The organism is Geminicoccus sp., from assembly GCF_035556675.1.
Lineage (GTDB): Bacteria > Pseudomonadota > Alphaproteobacteria > Geminicoccales > Geminicoccaceae > Geminicoccus.
This window is the reverse complement of sequence record NZ_DATMFZ010000204.1, coordinates 1-18,103: the sequence shown is the minus strand read 5'-3', so window position 1 is coordinate 18,103 and position 18,103 is coordinate 1. Positions and strand designations below refer to the sequence as shown.

The 18,103-nt window shown below is 67.2% G+C and carries 16 protein-coding genes and 1 pseudogene; 4 read left to right on the top strand and 13 right to left on the bottom strand.

The genetic code is table 11. The features are described from left to right. The 9 genes from VNS22_RS14715 to VNS22_RS14675 form a co-directional block, all read right to left on the bottom strand. Positions 1 to 2,574: CHASE3 domain-containing protein (locus VNS22_RS14715; RefSeq protein ID WP_325733672.1), on the bottom strand; the 2,574-nt coding region annotated here is incomplete at its 3' end. A 110-nt stretch (positions 2,575 to 2,684) separates the two neighbouring features. Continuing rightward, positions 2,685 to 4,187 carry an FGGY-family carbohydrate kinase gene (locus VNS22_RS14710; protein WP_325733671.1) on the bottom strand — a complete coding sequence of 501 codons (1,503 nt, stop codon included), beginning with the start codon at positions 4,185 to 4,187 and terminating at the stop codon, positions 2,685 to 2,687. Between the two features lie 9 nt (positions 4,188 to 4,196). Beyond that, positions 4,197 to 5,366: a M20 family metallopeptidase gene (locus VNS22_RS14705; RefSeq protein ID WP_325733670.1), complete on the bottom strand. Its 1,170-nt coding sequence runs from the start codon at positions 5,364 to 5,366 to the stop codon at positions 4,197 to 4,199. Next, the gene (locus tag VNS22_RS14700; protein ID WP_325733669.1) at positions 5,363 to 6,934 is read right to left on the bottom strand and encodes a GMC family oxidoreductase; all 1,572 of its coding nucleotides are present in this window, start codon (positions 6,932 to 6,934) and stop codon (positions 5,363 to 5,365) included. Before VNS22_RS14700 ends, VNS22_RS14705 begins: the two co-directional genes overlap by 4 nt. A 25-nt stretch (positions 6,935 to 6,959) precedes the next feature. Further along, entirely contained in the window at positions 6,960 to 8,030 is a 1,071-nt protein-coding gene (locus VNS22_RS14695) for an ABC transporter ATP-binding protein (protein WP_325733668.1), read from the bottom strand. Between the two features lie 35 nt (positions 8,031 to 8,065). Beyond that, complete coding sequence (locus tag VNS22_RS14690) at positions 8,066 to 8,926, bottom strand: carbohydrate ABC transporter permease (protein ID WP_325733666.1); 861 nt, start codon at positions 8,924 to 8,926, stop codon at positions 8,066 to 8,068. Then, complete coding sequence (locus VNS22_RS14685; RefSeq protein ID WP_325733664.1) at positions 8,926 to 9,792, bottom strand: sugar ABC transporter permease; 867 nt, start codon at positions 9,790 to 9,792, stop codon at positions 8,926 to 8,928. Before VNS22_RS14685 ends, VNS22_RS14690 begins: the two co-directional genes overlap by 1 nt. Positions 9,793 to 9,862: 70 nt before the next feature. Continuing rightward, positions 9,863 to 11,209: an ABC transporter substrate-binding protein gene (locus VNS22_RS14680; protein WP_325733662.1), complete on the bottom strand. Its 1,347-nt coding sequence runs from the start codon at positions 11,207 to 11,209 to the stop codon at positions 9,863 to 9,865. A 211-nt stretch (positions 11,210 to 11,420) separates the two neighbouring features. After that, positions 11,421 to 12,206: an SDR family NAD(P)-dependent oxidoreductase gene (locus VNS22_RS14675; protein WP_325733660.1), complete on the bottom strand. Its 786-nt coding sequence runs from the start codon at positions 12,204 to 12,206 to the stop codon at positions 11,421 to 11,423. A 268-nt stretch (positions 12,207 to 12,474) separates the two neighbouring features. On the opposite strand from VNS22_RS14675, the gene VNS22_RS14670 reads away from it, so the two are divergent. Genes VNS22_RS14670 through VNS22_RS14660 form a run of 3 tightly spaced genes read left to right on the top strand, consistent with a single transcriptional unit; the run spans position 12,475 to position 14,836 of the window. Then, complete coding sequence (locus VNS22_RS14670; protein ID WP_325733659.1) at positions 12,475 to 13,332, top strand: DeoR/GlpR family DNA-binding transcription regulator; 858 nt, start codon at positions 12,475 to 12,477, stop codon at positions 13,330 to 13,332. A 30-nt stretch (positions 13,333 to 13,362) separates the two neighbouring features. Beyond that, a complete protein-coding gene (locus tag VNS22_RS14665) occupies positions 13,363 to 14,163 on the top strand; it encodes a BtpA/SgcQ family protein (RefSeq protein ID WP_349261798.1) in 801 nt (266 codons plus the stop codon). Between the two features lies 1 nt (position 14,164). Continuing rightward, a complete protein-coding gene (locus VNS22_RS14660; RefSeq protein ID WP_325733657.1) occupies positions 14,165 to 14,836 on the top strand; it encodes an HAD family phosphatase in 672 nt (223 codons plus the stop codon). Between the two features lie 36 nt (positions 14,837 to 14,872). On the opposite strand, the gene VNS22_RS14655 is transcribed toward VNS22_RS14660, so the two are convergent. Further along, positions 14,873 to 15,487, bottom strand: a complete 615-nt coding sequence (locus VNS22_RS14655) for an FMN-dependent NADH-azoreductase (protein WP_325733656.1) — start codon at positions 15,485 to 15,487, stop codon at positions 14,873 to 14,875. A gap of 118 nt (positions 15,488 to 15,605) precedes the next feature. Between VNS22_RS14655 and VNS22_RS14650 the strand changes: the two genes are divergently transcribed. Further along, complete coding sequence (locus VNS22_RS14650) at positions 15,606 to 16,556, top strand: LysR family transcriptional regulator (RefSeq protein ID WP_325733654.1); 951 nt, start codon at positions 15,606 to 15,608, stop codon at positions 16,554 to 16,556. Here VNS22_RS14650 and VNS22_RS14645 read toward each other — a convergent pair. The 3 genes and pseudogenes from VNS22_RS14645 to VNS22_RS14635 form a co-directional block, all read right to left on the bottom strand. Continuing rightward, positions 16,516 to 16,986 carry a hypothetical protein gene (locus VNS22_RS14645; protein WP_325733652.1) on the bottom strand — a complete coding sequence of 157 codons (471 nt, stop codon included), beginning with the start codon at positions 16,984 to 16,986 and terminating at the stop codon, positions 16,516 to 16,518. The two genes, VNS22_RS14650 and VNS22_RS14645, sit on opposite strands and share 41 nt — an antisense overlap. Positions 16,987 to 17,014: 28 nt before the next feature. Beyond that, on the bottom strand, positions 17,015 to 17,833 hold the full coding sequence (gene ppk2 / locus VNS22_RS14640; RefSeq protein WP_325733650.1) for a polyphosphate kinase 2: 819 nt from the start codon (positions 17,831 to 17,833) through the stop codon (positions 17,015 to 17,017). Between the two features lie 75 nt (positions 17,834 to 17,908). Further along, positions 17,909 to 18,103 (bottom strand): annotated as a pseudogene (locus VNS22_RS14635) (hypothetical protein); the annotation flags it as partial.

Below are 18,103 nucleotides of genomic sequence, written 5' to 3'. Positions count from 1 at the left end.
AGCGCTGAGCGCGGACAGGTCGTAGGGCTTGGCCAACCGTGCCGTTCCCGGCTCGGCCGCTTCTGCCCCGCCGCCATAGCCGCTGGCGATGATGATCGGCAGGCCCGGCCATTGCTCGCGGATCTGCAGGGCCAGGTCCTCGCCCGAGCGGTCGGGCAGGCCGACATCCAGGATCACGAGGTCGATCCGGTCGCGTCCCTCCGTCAGGACCGCCAGCGCCTCGGCGGCGGTGCCGACCCCGACGCCACGATGCCCCAGCGCCTCTACGAAGCCCAGGGTCGAGAGGCGGACGATGGCCTCGTCCTCGACGATCAGGACCACGCCCGGCTGGAAGCTATCCACGCGGACCTGCTCCCGAGCAGGCTCCTCATTGCCCCAGTTGCCGACGGCCAGCAGCGCCTCGCGCAGCTTCCGGGCCAGGTCGTCCTTGCGATACGGCTTGCTCAGGAAGACGATGCCCTCGTCGACCCGGCCGTGGTGGATGATGGCATTCTGCGTGTAGCCGGAGGTATAGGCGATCGCCAGCCGCGGCCGGATCGCTCGCGCCCGGTCCGCCAGTTCGCGCCCGCGCAGCACGCCCGGCAGGACCACGTCGGTGAACATCAGGTCGATCTCGCGCTGGTCGGTCGCCAGTATCGCGAGCGCGCTGTTGCCGTCGCCGGCCTCGATCGTGGCATAGCCCAGATCGTGCAGCATCGCGACGACCGTCCGGCGCACCTGCTCGTCATCCTCCACCACCAGGACGGTGCGGCCGGTTCCGAGTGGCAGGTCGACCGGCGAGCGCTCGGCCTGGGTGACGCTGCGGTTGGTGCGCGGCAGGTAGACCCGGACTGTGGTGCCGTGGCCGACCTCCGAGTAGATCTTGATGTGCCCGCCGCTCTGCTTGACGAAGCCATAGGCCTGGGACAGCCCGAGCCCGGTGCCCTTGCCCTCCGGCTTGGTGGTGAAGAATGGGTCGAAGGCACGGGCGGCCACGTCCGGCGCCATGCCGTGCCCGGTGTCGCTCACGGCGAGCAGCACGTACTGGCCGGCTGGCGCCTCCGGGTTCTCGCGGGCGTACTCGGCATCGAGCACGACATTGGCCAGTTCGATCGTCAGCCGGCCACCCTCGGGCATGGCGTCGCGGGCGTTCAGCGCCAGGTTGATGATCAGGTTCTCGAGCTGGGCCGGGTCCGCCAGCACCGTCCACAGGCCGGCAGCGGTCGCCGCCTCGATCTCGACGGTTTCGCCCAGCGAGCGGCGCAGCAGGGTCGCGGCCTCGGCGACCACGCGCCCCAGATCGAGCGGCTGGGGCTCCAGCGGCTGGCGCCGGGCGAAGGCCAGGAGTTGACGAGTGAGCTGGGCACCGCGCTCGGCGGCACCCAAAGCTGCCCGCAGCTTGGCCGCCAGCTCCGGATCGCGCCCGGCGTTCGGCCTGGCCTTCTGCACGTCGCGGAGCAGCAGGTCAAGATTGCCCACGACCACGGTGAGCAGGTTGTTGAAGTCGTGCGCAACCCCGCCCGTGAGCTGGCCCACCGCCTCCATGCGCTGGGAGGCACGCAGCTGTGCCTCCGTCTTCAGCCGGGCGGTGATGTCGGTATAGGTCACCACGAACCCACCCGTGGACACCGGCGTGCGCCGCATCTCGAACGTCCGTCCGTCCCTGCGCCGCCGCTCGTAGACGATGGGCTCGCCAGGCCGCGCCGCCTCGGGCGGTGCGGCTGCGAGCTGCTCCGGCGTCTCCAGGAAATCGCCTTCCTCATCGACCCAGTCATGCCGGACGAAGCTGGTGTAGGGCGTGCCCACCACCTGATAGGCGGCCGGCACCGAGAAGAGCTCGACGAAGCAGGTGTTCCAGGCGATCAGCCGGTTGTCCGCATCGAACACGCTGATGCCCTGGCTCAAACTGTCCAGCGCCACCCGCAGCTGCTCGGCATTCTCGTCGGCCCGCTGCTCGGCCTGCCGGAATGAGTTCAGCGTCTTGCGCAGCAGGACCCCGGCGGTTGCCAGCACCGCGACGAGCGCGGCCAGAATGGCGATCATGCTGACCAGGGAGAACCTCTCCGCGCGTCTGGCCTCGCTGATCAGTTGTTCGCGCTGCTCATCATTCGCTGCCTCGATCTCGGCCACGACCTGACGGACATTGTCCATCGCGATCTTGCCGCGGTCGCTGCTGGTGAGCGCTTCCGCCGCCCGGGCACGCCCTTCCCGGACCAGGGCCATGTTCTTCTCGAGCTCGGCCAGCCGCTGCTCGGCAAACACCGACAGGCGGCCGATCCGCTCGACCTGAAGCGGATCGGCGGCGCTCAGGCTGGAAAGCCGATGCAGCAGGTCGTGAACCTGCCCGAGTGCGGCTTTGTAGGGCTGGAGATAGGACTCCTGGCTGGTGATCAGGTAGCCGCGCTGACCGGTTTCGGCGTCCTGAATGGCGGACAGGAATTCCTGGGTGGTGGTGATGACCTCATGCGTGTGGCCCACGGCCAGGCGGGCGCTGCGCACGGACTGCACCAGCCACCAGGGCACCGCCACCGCGGTGACCAGGAGTGCGCCCACGATGACGCCGAGCAGCCAGCCGCTGGGAACCTGCCGCTTCATCGACGGCTGGCCGAAGTCTTCTGGTGATCAGGTCGGACGATGACCACGCGGCTCTCCTCCTGCCAGATCGAGAGCGGCGGCATCCATGTACGTCAAGCAGGAACTGTGATTCAGGCCGCGGACCCGTGCCGGTGGAAGAACGGCGACAGCGCGGGATAAAGAGCGCGGTAGTCGGCATAGGCCTGCCGGTAGGCCCCGGCATTGGCCGGGTCCGGCTCGATCAGCCGGCCGTGGCGGCAAAGCGCGGTGATGTCGGCCCAGTCCACCCCGGCCCCGGTGCCGACCGCCGCCACCCAGGCCGCACCGACGCAGGACCCGTGATGGTTCTCAAGCAGCCGGATCGGCTCCTGGAGAATGTCGGCCTGGATCTGCATCCAGATCCGGCTCTTGGCGCCGCCGTCGGAGGCGAAGAAGCGCTTGGGCGCATGGCCGATCTCCCGCAGCACCTCGACATGGTGGAGCTGGGCCAGTGCGAAGCCTTCCAGCGTCGCCCGCCAGATATGGCCGGGCGTATGGTTCAGGCTGAGGCCGATCAGCGTACCGCGCGCCAGCGGGTCGTGGATCGGGGTCTTCTCGCCCAGATAGTAGGGAAGGCAGGTGAGCCCGTCGCTGCCGGGCGGCACCGCTTCGGCCAGCCGGTCGAGCGCCTGATGCGGGGTCTCGCCGTCGAGCCGCTCATGGGCCAGGACCGTCGCCAGCCAGTTCAGGCCCGAGCCGCCCGAGGCCATGCAGCCGTTCGGCGCGTAGAGGCCGGGGATCAGGTGGTAGTCGGTATAGAGCCGCGCATCCGGCATGAGCAGGTCGGTGGCGATGATGATGTCGGCCGAGCCGCCATATTTCAGAAGGACATCGCCGCGGGCGATGATGCCGGCCGCCAGGGTGGAGCACATGTGGTCGGCGGCACCGCCCATCACCTTCAGGCCCTGCGGCAGGCCGGTGGCCCGTGCCACCTCAGGCAGGATCTCGCCCAGGATCTCATGCGGCACCGACTTGTCCGGCACGGCCTCGCGCGGCACATGGGCCAGCGCCACCAGTCGGTCGTCGATCCGGTGGGTGGCGAGATCGATGAAGCCCGCCTCCAGCGCCCAGTTGTGCTCGGCGACCCGCTTGCCGGTGAGCCGCCAGTTGATGAAGTCGTAGGAGCCGAACACGGTCGCGATCTGGGCGAACACGTCCGGCTCGTGCTTCTCGATCCAGCGCAGCTTGGCCGCGACGATCTGCTGGTTCACCCCGTTGCCGGTGGTCTTCAGGAACCAGTCCTCGTCGACCTCACCGGCCAGATCGAGCACTTCCTGGCTGCAGCGCGCATCGCTTTGCTGGATGGCCGGGCGCAGCACCCTGCCTTGGGCATCCAGCAGGATCACCGCCGGCAGCATGCCCGTGACGCACAGGCCCTGTAGTTCCCGCTCGCGGCCCCGCACCAGGCCGGCCAGCTCCTGGAGGATCGAGCAGGCGTTCGCCCACCATTCCTCCGGGTCCTCCTCGGCCCAGCCGGGATGGCGGGCGGAGAAGGTGACCGGCCGGCTGACCACGGCCAGGACGGTCGCCGGCAATTCCACCAGGATGCCGATGGTCGAGGTGGTGCCGATGTCGAGGCCGATGACGAGGCTCATGCGGGCTGCTCAGGCAAAGCTGCGGGCGAGGTCGACCAGCACCTTGGCGGCCGTGGTCACTTCGGCGACCGGGACGAACTCGTCCGCGGTGTGCGCCTGGTCGATCGAGCCGGGCCCGAAGATGATGGTCGGTACCCCCACCGCGGTGAGCTTGGTCGCGTCGGAGCCATAGGGCACGCCCACGATCTCGTCGGACAGGCCATGCTTGCGGCAGGCCGCACGCGCCGCCTCGGTGATCGCCGCGGTGGGCGATACGTCCATGGAGACCGAATCGATGAAGGGCGGATGCATGGTGATCGCCGCCCCTTCCGGCAGGTTCGCGGCGAAGCCGCGCACCGCCGCATCGATCTCCCGCCAAGCGTCCTCGCCGGTCTCGCCCGGCAGGGTGCGGCGATCGAAGGTCATGACGCAGCGGGCCGGCACCGTGTTCGGTCCCTGCCCGCCCTCGATCATGGTGCAGATCAGGCTCGGCGCATCGACCAGCGGATGGCTGCGGACCCGAAGTTCCGGATCGATCGTCAAGCGCAGATGGGCCAAAAGGTCGGTCGCGATCGCAATCGCGTCGATGCCTTCCTGTGGCTGCGAGGTGTGCGCCGCCTTGCCGCGCACCTCGATCGTCCAGCGCACGCAGCCCTTGCAGGCGGTGACCACCTGCAGCGAGGTCGGCTCGCCGGCCACCCCGCCGACCAGCCCGTCCTTGCGGGCCAGATGGTGGAGCACGCCCTTGAACTGGAATTCCTCGTCCACTGCCGCCACGAACTCGACGTCGACCGCCGGCGGATCGGCCACCAGCTCGCGCATGGCCAGCAACATCATGGTGATGCAGGCCTTGTCATCGACCGAGCCACGCCCGTAGAGGCGGCCATCGCGCACCACTGGCGTGAACGGCTCGATGCTCATGCCGGTGACCTGGACCGTGTCCATGTGGCACTCGAACACGATCCGGCGGCCGTCGCCAGCCGTGCCCTTGAGCGTCGCCAGCACGTTGGCGCGGCCGGGCAGGGCCTCGTCCAACTCCGGCTCCAGGCCCATCGCGCTCAGACGGCGGGCCACTTCATGGCCCACCGTCGCCTCGCCGAACCACTCCGGCGGGTCGTTCGGCTGGCGGAAGGCCGGGTTGACCGAGGGAATGCGGACCAGAGCCGAGAGCAGCTCGATGACGTCCTGGTCGGTAATCATGCCCGGCGCAGCTCGTCGGCCATCTTCTCGCCGATCATGATAGTGGTGAGGTTGGTGTTGGCCTGGCAGTCCAGCGGCATGATCGAGGCGTCGACCACGCGCAGGCCGGCAAAGCCGCGCACTCGGCAATGCGGGTCGACCACGCTTTTCCTGTCGTCGAAATCGGCCGAGCCCATCGGGCAGCCGCCGGCACCGTGCTGGGCGTCGTTGGAATGCTCCAGGAGGAAGTCGTCGACCTGGTCGTCGGTCGCGGTCTCCATCCAGGAGAGCGGCAGGTCGGTGTCAGCCAGCAGGATCTTGTCCGAGATGCGCTGGACCGCCTCCTGCTTGGCGATCTCCGCCAGGTGCCGGTAGGCGACGCGCATCCGGGCGAGGTCGCTGGCGTCGTCCAGCATGTTCTCCTCGACGATCGGCTGCACGAACGGGTCGGGCGAGGCGATCTCGACCGTGCCGCGGCTGTTCGCCCACATCAGGATCAGGTTGAGCATCGCCTCGCCGAACTGGGCGCTGTCGCTCTCCACCCCGAAGCCGCCATGGTTCATCGAGATGTAGAGGATGTCCTGCGGCGAGCCGCCCGGCAGGTTGGTGCTCATCTTCACGCAGCAATTGGTGTGCCGCTCGTTCGGGTCGGTCGACTTGAACTCCTTCTTCAGCTTGAGCTCGTAGCGGCAATAGGGATGGTCGAAGAAGCCGGTGCCCACCGGCAGGTCGGCCACGACCTCGATGCCGTGCTTCTTCAGGAGTGCGCCTGGCCCGATGCCGGAGCGCTGCAGGATCGGCGGGGTGGCGATGGCGCCGGCCGACAGGACCACGAGCGGGGCGTGGAACACCTGGCGCTGGCCCTTGACGATGGCACTCACGCCGGTGGCCTTCTTGCCGTCGAGCAGCACCTTGTCGACGTTGGCCTCACCCAGGATGGTCAGGTTCGGGCGGCCGCGTGCCGGCTCCAGATAGGCGTCGTTGGTGGAAACGCGCTTCCCGTTGCGGTTGTTGATCGCATAGGTGCAGACGCCATCGGCGTCCGGCGCGTTGGAATCGTCATGCCAGGGATGGCCCAGCGCCATCGCACCTTCGCGCAGCGCCTTGTCGACATTGCCCCAGCTCTCGACCGGCGCGCGGTAGATCGGGATCGGCCCGCCCTTGCCGTGATGCACGGCCTCGATCGGGTCGTCTTCCAGCCGGTTGAAGAACGGCAGCACGCCCTGCCCGGACCAGCCCTCGCAGCCCATCTCCGCCCAGCGGTCGAAGGCATGCAACACGCCGCGGATCGCGATCTGGCCGTTCACGCTGGTGGAGCCGCCCATGCCCTTGCCGCGCCAGTAGATGCGGTGGTCCTGCTTCTTGGTGCGGCGCGACTTCAGGTCAGCATACATGAACTGCTTCTGGAAGCGCTCCGGCAGCAGCAGGTTGAACGGGTTCGGGCTCTGCATCTCCGGCGGTGCGTCGGCGCTGCGGAAGTCCTGGCCCGCCTCCAGGAGCAGCACGTTGCGCTCCTTGTCCTCGCTCAGGCGGGCGGCCAGCACGGCGCCGGCAGCCCCGGCACCCACGATGATCACGTCGAAGTTCATCTGGAAGACGTCCGCAAAGAAGGGATCAGGCCGCGCGAGCGACCGTTTCGTAGATCCGCGCACCATTCGTGTCGAACAGGAGGCAGCGCGCCGGATCGGGCACGATGCCGAGCTTCTCGCCAACCCTGGCATGCCAGCCCGGCGCCACCAGGGCCCGCACCTTGCTGCCGTGCTCGTCGTCCGCGATCAGCACCGATTCGCGGCCCAGATGCTCCACCGCATAGACGGTGACCGGCAGGGCGCCGGGTGCCGTGGCCTCGGTCACCACCACGTCTTGCGGGCGCACGCCGAGCGTGACCTTGCCACCCGGCCCCTGAACCGGCACGGCGAGCCCTCCGCGCCGGAAGAAGCCGCCTGCGAGATCGCCTTCCAGCAGGTTCATGGGCGGCGAGCCCAAAAAGCCCGCGACGAACACGGTGCTCGGCGAATTGTAGATCTCGTCGGGCGTGCCGATCTGCTCGAGCCGGCCGCTGTTCATGACCGCGATCCGGTCGCCCATGGTCATGGCCTCGACCTGGTCGTGGGTCACGAACACGGTGGTGGTACCCAGGCGCTTTTGCAGATTGACCAGTTCCGAGCGCAGCGACAGGCGCAGCGCGGCGTCGAGTGCCGAGAGCGGCTCGTCCAGCAGGAACACGGACGGTTCGCGCACGATCGCCTTGGCCGTGGCGACGCGCTGGCGCTGGCCGCCGGAGAGCTGGCCCGGCAGCTTGTCCATGAACGGCTCGATCTCGAGCATCTTGGCGGCTTCGGCGATCCGCCGCTTGCGCTCGGCGTCCGAGATGGTGGTGTGCCTGAGGCTGGTCTCGATGTTCCGGCGCACCGAGATGTGCGGGTAGAGCAGCGAGGACTGGAACACCATCGCAACGTTGCGCTCGTGCGGCGGCACGTCGGTGACGTTGACGTTGTCGAACAGGATGTCGCCGGCAGTCGCCGATTCCAGCCCGGCGATCATGTTCAGCGTCGTGGTCTTGCCGCACCCGGACGGGCCCAGCATGATCAGGAATTCGCCGTCGTTGATCTTGAGGTCCAGCCCCTCGACGGCGACATAGGCGCCGAAGGTCTTGCGCAGCTTGACGAGATCGATCTTGGCCATCGGGCTCTCCTGGTCGCCTTATCCGGTCTGTGCGCTCAGCGGACCGGATCGACGAGGCTCATTTCGGTGACGTGACGCTGCAGGAAGTAGGCGAACAGCGCGGGCGGGATGATCGTCACGATCACGGACGCCGCGAGGTTGCCGGGCTCGGGATACTGGCCGAGGAAGCCCGAGATCGCCGTGGGCAGCGTGTTGGCGCTGGTGCCGTTCACCAGCACGAGGGCGTAGGTGTATTCGTTCCAGGAGAACAGGAAGGCGATCACCGCGGCCACCGCGATACCGCTCTTGGCCAGGGGCAGGATCAGCGTCAGCAGGCAGCTGGTCCGGCTGTAGCCGTCGATCCTGGCCAGCCGCTCGATCGGCGGCAGGTTGCGGAAATAGCCGATCAGCATCCAGGCGACGAATGGCACGGTGATGGTCAGGGTGACCACGATCAGGCCGAACCGCGTGCCGTTGAGCCCCAGCTGGACATACATCGAGTAGAACGGGATCAGGGTCGAGACCGGCGGCAGCGCCACGGCGAGCAGCACCGCAAACAGCAGCTTCTCCTTGTGGCGGAACTCCATGCGCGCGAACACGTAGGCGAGCGGCACCACGATGAAGAGCGTGATGACGGTCACGATGCCGCTCATGAACAGGCCGTTGAAGACGCCGCGGATGATCTGGTTCGACTGGCCGGACGCCCCGCTGACAAAGCCGGCCGCGTACTCGTAGTCGTAGCCGAAGATGTTGTAGAGCGTGCCGAGCTCGAACACGTGCGGCACGAAGGGCTGCGGGAACAGGCGGATCTCGTTGGGCGTCAGGAACGCCATCCGGCAGAACCAGTAGATCGGGAAGATCGACCAGACGATCGCGACCGCGATGGCGAGGTAGAGGAAGATCGATCGCTTGGCCATCAGCGCGACACCCTTCGTCCCCAGACGAGGTAGATGAGGAACGTAGCCCCCAGGATGAAGAACAGCAGGTAGAACGACATGGCGGCGCCGTAGCCGAGATTCAGATCTTTGAAGCTGCGCTTGTAGATCTGATAGGTCAGCGTCGCCGAGGCCGTGCCGGGCCCGCCACCGGTCATGATCAGGATCATGTCGAACATCTTCATCGAGAGCACGGTGGTGATCGAGGCGAACACGAACAGCGTGAACTGGAGCGGCGGCAGGGTCACGTAGCGGAAGGTCTCCCAGCGGGTGAGCCGGTCGATCGCCGCCAGGTCATAGAGCCGCTTGGGGATGGTCTTCATGTTAGCGAGCAGGAAGAACGCCACCAGCGGTGACATCAGCCAGGCGTTGGCCACGGCCAAGACCTCGACCACCGTGGCCCGCCCCATCAGGTCGACGCCCTGGGTGCCGCCGAACGCAAAGGAAATGGTGGTGAGGATGCCGGTCTGGCCCCGGAGGAGCTGGCCGAACATCAGGCCCGCCGCATAGGACGAGACGCACCAGGGCAGGAACAGGAGGGTCCGCACCAGGCCCGCCATGCGGATCCGCTGGTTCATGATCGAGGCCAAGCACAGGCCCAGGATCATGGTCAGCACCACGGAGGTGACCGTGAACCGCAGTGTGATCCAGATCGCGTTGATGAAGCTCTTGTCGCTCCAGACGTCGATGAAGTTCTTCAGGCCGACGAAGTTCGCCCGGTAGCCGCCAAAGAACACGATCTGGTGCAGGCTCATGTAGATGGCGTACCCCAGAGGGTACGCCACCACGAGCACCAGGAACACCAGGACGGGCAGGCCGATCAGGAACGCGAAGCGCGTGTCCGACATCTCCCGGCGCGGCTTGCGGCTTGGGGTGGATGCTTGGATCGCCTGGCCGGCGCTGCCCACTGCCATCTGGTCAGATACCGTACTTGCCGTTGAGCTCTTCGATCTTGGCGGTCATCGCCTCCAGAGTCTCGACGATGTCGCCATCGTCGAACAGGAAGGACGACAGCGTCTCCTTGAGGAACGGATTGAACTCCTCCGACCAGACGACGCTCCAGATGCCCTTGGGGAACGGCGTGTTCTGGTAGACCTTCAGGATCGCCTCATAGTCCTCCGGACGGGCGATCGCGGCCTTGATGCGCTCGGCGGTCTCGGGGCTCTCCATCACTGACTTGTAACCGGAGAACAGCATGTTCTCCTTCATCCAGTTCTGGGCGATCGCGATCTTGCCGCTCTGGTCCTTGAAGCCGTACCAGGACACGAACTTCTTCACGTCGTCGGTCAGTGCCTCGGACCGCTCGCGATTGCTCATCACGTAGAGGCCGCTGTCGATGATGCCCCAGGGATGGTCGCCCATCGGCACCAGGCTGCAGCTGCCGGCGATCTGCGAGCGGCCGGGACGGTTGAAGGTCTCGATGTCGTAGATCTGCTGCGGGCTCATCACGTAGCGCCCGGACGCGAACGCGTCGATGTAGCCGCCCTCGTTGAAGGTGAAGACCTCCTGGGCGACCATTCCCGACTGCCAGAGCTTCTTCCAGGCGGCCAGCGTCTTGTAGTACGGGCCGTCCTCGTCGGTGGTGATGGTCGGCTTGTGCGTCTCGGCATCGGCGATGGTGCCGCCGCGGTTGATCACCTCGAGCACGAAGCCCCAGGAGATGCCGAACCACTCGCCGAACCAGTGCGGCAGGAAGGGGGTCTCGATCCCCTTGTCCTTCATCTTGTAGATGAGATCGTAGACCTCATCCCAGTTCTTCGGCAGGTCGGCGTCGGTGAAGCCGTGCTCTTCGAACAGCTTGCGGTTCACCACCATCGTGCCACGGGTGCTGGCGAAGTAGGACAGGCCCAGGAGCTTGCCCTTGTAGGTCCAGGCGTCCTTGAGGTTCGGATAGAGCTCCGCCTCGATCTCGGCATAGTTCGGCAGCTCGTCGGCCGTCAGCACCCAGCCCGCATCGAAATAGCGGCAGGCCGAGGACGGGTTGGCGTAGAACATGTCCAGCTCCGCGCCGGCCATCAGGTTCTGCTCCATCAGCGCCGGGTAATCGCCGGTGACCGTGGCGTAGTCGACCTTGCCTTCCAGCTCCTGGTTGTAGCGGGCGACATTCGCCTGGACCACGTCGGTGCGGAAGTTCCAGCCCCGGAAGTACACGGTCTCGCCACTGGTCGGCTTCAGGTCCGTACCCTGCGCCAGGGCTCGCCCGGCCCCACTCATCAAGGCAAGGCCGGCCGTACCGGCCAGCAATCCGAACTCACGGCGCTTCATCTGTTTCCCCCCTCGGCGGTCAGGCAGGGACCCGCAGGTCTCCGCAACCGGTTACTGGCTGCACGCGTAATCAGTGACCCTCGACAGCACAAGAGTTAATCACTGACCAATTTAGCAGCTGCAAATGAACTCAAGCAATCAAAAGCAAAAGCACCAGGGCGGCTTCATCGACCGGATGAAGCCGTCGAGGACAGGGCCCGAGCGAGCCGTCTCAGCCCGTGTAGACCCCTCCCTCCACATTGATGCCCTGCCCGGTAATGAATCGGGCCGCATCCGACAGGAGAAATGCCACCACTCCGGCGACATCCTCCGGAGTCTCCAGCCGGCCGAGCGGCGTCATGGCGATGTATTCGGCGCGGACCGCATCCGGCGTCATTCCGCGCAGTTCCGCTTCCCAGACCACCTCGCGCTCCTGCATGCCGGTGCGCACGAAGCCCGGGCAGACGCAGTTCACCCGGATGCCGCTGGGCGCCAGTTCGCGGGCCAGTGCCTGGGTCCAGCCGAGCACCGCGAACTTGCTGGCGGAGTAGTGCGCCAGCAGCGGTGCTCCGACCTTGGCGGCGAGCGAGGCAGTGTTGCAGATGACACCCTTGCGGCCGGTCTCGAGGAAGTAGCGCGCGGCGTACTGGTTGGTCAGGAACACGCCTCGGGCGTTGACGTCGAAGTTGAAGTCCCATTCCTCGTCGGTGAGGTCGACCGCGCGGTTCATGGTGGACACGCCGGCATTGGCGACCAGGCAGTCGATCTCGCCCAGCGCGGCACGCGCGGCCGCGAACCCGTCGGCGACGCTGTCCCGGCGGCGCACGTCCATGGCCAGGGCATGATGCCCCTCACCCAGCTCGTCCGCGGCGGCACGGGCGGCATCCAGGTTCAGGTCGGCGATCGCGACGCGCATGTCCTGCGCCACCAGGACCCGGCAGATCGCCAGCCCGATGCCGGTCGCACCACCGGTGACCAGCGCCGTCTTCCCCGCCAGATCGCTGCCGATACCGCTCACCGCCCCCTCCTCAGGATCTTGCTAGGCATGTGCGGCCACGCCTTCTTGGGGAACCGGCGCTCCACGCACTGCCCCCCAGACCAGGGCATGGAGCGCCTCCCCCGCCCGGCGAAGCTATCCGCGTCACGCATCCGGTCAAACATTTTCTAACATGTCGCTTCTGTTCGATTCTGTTCGATCATGTTGCGACACCTTTGGCCAACCGCTATCGTCCCGCCGCCGGCCGCGCTGCCGGCGCGGATTGGCGCGTGAAGTTGGAGCGGCACGGATGGACGGCGAGGCAGAGCCCACAGCCCCGATGCCGCCTGGCGGCGAAGGCCGGCGCGGTGGCGCCGTCCTGGCGGCTGCCCGCCGCCGGGCCCTGCACGGGGCCATCATCGAGCGCGGCGAGATCTCCGTGGCGGAAATCGCCAAGGAGTTCGGCATCTCGGAGATGACGGTGCGGCGCGATTTGGACGCGCTGCAGCAGAGCGGGGCCATCGAACGTTCTCATGGTGGTGCGGTGCTGGCCAAGCCGGCAACGGCGCCGGCTGAGCCATCGTTCGCTGCCAGACGCAATGTTCGTGCCAAGGCCAAGCAGGCGATCGGCCGGGCCGCGGCGGCGCTGATCGCCGACCGTGACGTGGTCGGACTGGACGTGGGCTCCACCGTGGCCTGTCTGGCCGCCGAGATCGGCAGCCGTAGCGGGCTCAGCATCGTCACCAACAGCCTGCAGGCCGTGGCGACCATGACGCGCCGCCCGGTGCTGTCCGACGTCTATGTCGTGGGTGGTTATCTGCGGGCACGCGAGGGCTCGCTGTGCGGGGCGATCACCCAGCGCCAGCTGGCCGACCACTGGCTGAACAAAGCCTTCATCGGTGCCGCGGCGCTGAGCACGGAAGGGATCTTCGACTATTCGGTCGAGGAGGTGCAGGTGAAGATGGGCTTCATCCGGCGTGCCGGCGAGCTGATCCTGCTCTGCGACAGCAGCAAGTTCGGCCGGCGCAGCTTTGCCCGGGTGGCCGGGCTGGAGTCGATCTCGACCCTGGTGACCGACCGACCGCCCGAGGCCGAACTGGCAGAAGCACTGCGGCGCCACGACGTTCAAGTCGTCGTCGCGGACAACGACGAGGAAGAAGGCTGCTGATCCGGCAGCCAGCTAGCGAAAGGTTGTGCGATCGTGTTTGATCTGTTGCAGGAGCGGAAGAAGCTCGTCATCGCCATGGTGCATATCGGCGCCCTGCCGGGCACCTCGCTCTACGACGAGAAGGGCGGCATGGCGAAGCTGGTCGACGGCGTGCTCGCCGACCTCCACGCCCTGCAGGACGGCGGCGTCGACGCGGTCATGTTCGGCAACGAGAACGACCGGCCCTACTCGCTCAAGGCGCCGCTGGCCTCGGCAGTGGCGATGAGCGCCATCATCGCCACCGTGAAGCCGGAAGTGAAAGTGCCGTTCGGCGTGAACTATCTCTGGGACCCGACCGCCAGCGTCGAGATCGCCGTGGCGACCGGAGCGAAGTTCGTGCGCGAGATCTTCACCGGCGTCTATGCCTCGGACATGGGCATCTGGGAGCCCGACTGCAAAAGCGCCTTCCTGGCGCGGCGCAACCTCGGTCGTCCTGACCTGAAGCTGTTCTTCAACATCAATGCCGAGTTCGCCGACTCACTGGACAAGCGGCCGATCGAGCTGCGCGCCAAGAGCGCCGTCTTCTCCTCGCTGGCCGATGCGATCCTGGTCTCGGGCGCCATCACCGGTCAGGCCGCCGAGCACTCGCAGTTGCGCAAGGTGCGCGAAGCCCTGCCCGACACCCCGGTGTTCGCCAATACCGGCGTGCGGATCGACAATGTCGAGGAGACCTTCGAGTTCGCCGACGGCTGCATCATCGGCACGCATTTCAAGGTCGACGGCAACACCTGGAACCCGGTGGACAAGGACCGGGTGCGCCGATTCATGGACAAGGTGGCGACGCTGCGCTGACATGACCTTGCCGGAATTCGCCGCGGTCGTCTGGGACATGGACGGCACGCTCATCGACAGCGAGCCGCTGCACGAGCGGGTCTTCTATGCGACCTGCCGCCGCCACGGCGTCGATGTCTCCGACCTGGACGCCGGCGTGTTCGTCGGCGTGCACCAGTACGACGTGTGGCACGCGGTGGCGCACCGCTTCCCGCCGCACGTCACCATGGACAGCTGGCTGGCCGACCTCGATGCCGAGTATCTGGCCGACCAGGGCAGCCTCACCGCGATGCCCGGCGCGGCAGGGGTGGTGCAGGCCCTGCACGAGGCGGGGCTGCGCCAGGCCTGCGCCTCCAACTCCAGCACCAAGGTGGTGGCCGCCAACCTGGCGGCGCTGGGCATCCTGCCCTTCCTCCAGGCGACCGTGACCCTGGACGACGTGACGGAGGGCAAGCCTGGGCCCGAGCCCTATGCCCGTGCCTGCGCCTTGATCGGCGTGCCGCCGGAGCGGGCAGTCGCCGTCGAAGACAGCATCACCGGCCTGATGTCGGCACGCGCCGCTGGGCTGCGCACGATCGGCTTCGCGTCCAACCGGCATGTGGCCGACAAGCCGGAGTTCCGCACCCTGGCCGACCTGGTGATCGACCGGCTGGACCAGGTGCTGGCCATAGTGAACGTGACGGCCAAGGCCTGAGCCAGTTCCGCCCGGCTGCGGCCGGGCGGGACCCCTTCACGCGGCCTGCAGCAGGTCGATCTCGCGCCGCGCACCGTCGATCGATCGGGTGCGGTGGGCATCGCCCATGGCCACGCCCTCGGCACGCACGAACCGGATGTCGGTGATGCCGAAGAAGCCGAAGATGACCCGCAGATAGGGCTCCTGGTGGTCGATCGCCGCCAGAGCACTGCCTTCGCTGTAGATCCCGCCGCGCGAGGAAGCGACGATGATCCGCTTGTCACCGGCCAAGCCGACCGGCCCGTCCGCAGTATAGCGGAAGGTCTTGCCAGCGACCGCGAGACGGTCGATCCAGGCCTTCAGCTGGCTGCTGATGGTAAAGTTGTACATGGGCGCGCCGATCACCACGATGTCGGCTGCCAGGAACTCCGCCAGGACCTCGCTGCCCAGGGTCAGGTCCTGCTGCAGCGCCGGATCGAGTGCTGCAGGCTCGGCACTCCCAGCCGCCAGATAGCCGCCTGACAGATGCGGTACCGGGTCGGTCCCGAGATCGCGATAGGTGATCTCCAGGCCGGGCATGGCGCGGGCCAGCTGTTCGACGATGCCGGCCGACAGGGTCCGGCTGACCGAGCCGGCGCCCAGGATGCTCGAATCGACATGCAGCAGTTTCATCGTGATGTCCTTCCCGTTCTCGTCCACTTGCTGACATTCGAGGTAACGGCAGGACGATCTTGCGAGTAGCTGGCTGTTCCTGAACATTGCGTTCTACCGATGGAACAGTGAGGCGGATATGCGCGACCTGAACGACATGGCGTGCTTCGCTGCGGTGGTGCGCCACCAGGGCTTCTCGCCCGCCGCCCGGACGCTGCGCCTGCCGAAGTCGCAGCTCAGCCGCCGGGTGGCCCGGCTGGAGGAGCGTCTGGGGCTGCGCCTGCTGGAGCGCTCGACCCGGCGGGTGAGCGTCACCGAGGCCGGCCGGGAATATTACCGCCACTGCCAAGCCATGATCGCCGAGGCCGAGGCCGCCGACGAGGCGGCGGCACGGGTCCAGGCGCAGCCGCAGGGCCTGGTACGGGTCGGCTGCCCGAACGGCCTGTCGCAGCAGCTGGCAGAGACGATGCCGCGCTTCCTGGCCAACTATCCGAAGCTGCGGGTCCAGTTCGTGATGACGAGCCGGCCGCTCGACCTGATCGAGGACCGCATCGATGTCGCGATCCGGGTGCGTCCGCAGCTCGATACCGACCCGAACCTGATCGTGAAGATCCTGGGCACGAGCCGCCTCCTGCTGGTCGCGAGCCCAGGCCTGCTCGGACAGCATGGTACGCCCGCTTCGCCCGGCGACCTCCACGGCCTGCCGACCCTCGGCCATACCGAGCAGCCCGGCGAGACGGTCTGGCAGCTGGAAGGTCCGGATGGCGCCAGGGAGACGTTTGCGCACGAGCCGCGCCTGGCGACCACCGATTTCCAGATCCTCCTGGAAAGCACGCTGGCCGGCGTAGGCATCGCCTGCCTTCCGGAGCAACTGGTCCTCAGCAGCCTGCGCGATGGCCGGCTCGTCCGAATCCTGCCCGACTGGCATGGCGGCGAGGGGTTGCGCCATCTGGTCTTCACCTCGCGCCGCGGCATGGCGCCGGCGGTGCGGGTAGTGATCGACCTCCTGGCAGAACTGCTGACCCCGGACCCGCTGCTGGACCAGCCCGTCACAGGAACCCGATCCAGCGGCCCGCCACCAAGGCGGTGAGCCAGGCGAGCGCGGAAACCATTGCCAGCAGGCGCACGCTCCCATGCAGCGGCGCACCCGCCAATGCTGCGCGGTAGTGCCGGTTGCGGTGCTGGAGCAGGACGTTGCCCAGCGCCAATGCCAGCAGGGCCAGCTTGGCCAGGAAGGCGGTATTGCCCAGGTAGCGGCCGGGCTCGACGGTGAACAGCCAGAGGCCGGTCAGGCTCGCCAGCGCCACGCCGGTGCCAGCGGTCCGCGACAGGAACGGTCCCAGCACGGCGAGCGGTGCCTGGCGGAACAGGCCGATCAGGCGGAGATCCAGCGGCAGGATCGCCCCCAGGATCAGGCCGATCCCCAGGATATGCGCCGCGTTGACGAACAGATAGGCGGTGCCGGAGTTCTGCAGGAGCACGGCACCCGGCCATGAACCGATCCAGGCCCAGAGATCCATCAATGGGCTGCCTGCCGCCGTAACCGGTTCAGTACCGTTGCGGGATGTGGCGCCAGGGATAGTCCGGCTCGACATAGCCTTTCGGCTTCTGCCGGTCCGGCAGTACCACCTTTTCCCGCCGCGTCTCCTCGTAAGGGATCTGCGCAAGGAGGTGGCTGATGCAGTTCAGCCGGGCACGGCGCTTGTCGTCGGACTGAACGACGTGCCATGGGCTCACTTCGGTGTCGGTCGCCTGGAACATCCGGTCACGCGCCCGGCTGTAGTCGTACCAGCGGTGATGGGACTCCAGGTCCATAGGGCTCAGCTTCCAGATCTTGCGCGGGTCCCGAATCCGGTCCTCGAACCGCCTGGTCTGCTCTTCCTGGCTCACCTCGAACCAGTACTTGATGATCTGCAGCCCCCCTGCGATCAGGCTTGCCTCGAACTTGGGCACGCTGCTGAGAAAGCGCTCGTACTGCTCGTCGGTGCAAAAGCCCATCACCCGCTCGACGCCGGCACGGTTGTACCAGGAGCGGTCGAACAGGGCGATCTCGCCGCCGGCCGGGAAGTTCTCCACATAGCGCTGGCCGAAGATCATGGTCTTCTCGCGCTCGCCTGGCGCGGGCAGCGCCACCACGCGGAACACACGCGGGCTGACCCGTTCGGTGATCCGCTTGATCACCCCGCCCTTGCCGGCGGCATCGCGGCCCTCGAACAGCACCACGACCTTGGCCTTGCTCTCGGCCAGCCAGAGCTGGAGCTTGACCAGCTCGCCCTGGAGCCGCGCCAGCTCCTGTTCGTACTGCTTGCGCGGCAGCTTCTCTTTCTGCTGGCCGTTCTCGGCGTCCTTCTTCTTCGACTTGGCCATCGACAGCCTCCCGGAGCAGAACTGTACAATCCTGCTCGCATCCCGAGGTGCTGCGCAAGTCGCCAGAAGTGCCGCTCAGTCCTGGATCCGCTCCGGGTACATGTCGTAGTTCTGGCCGTCGATCGTGATGCGCACCGCCTTCATGTGCATGTCGTCCAGATCCTTGGAGCGATTGCCCAGTACGGTGATCGCGTCGCCGGGCTCGGCAGTGTCGCCGGTGAAGCCGGAACGCTCGGTCTGGCGCGGGTTGCCGAGGTCGACCTGCCAGAC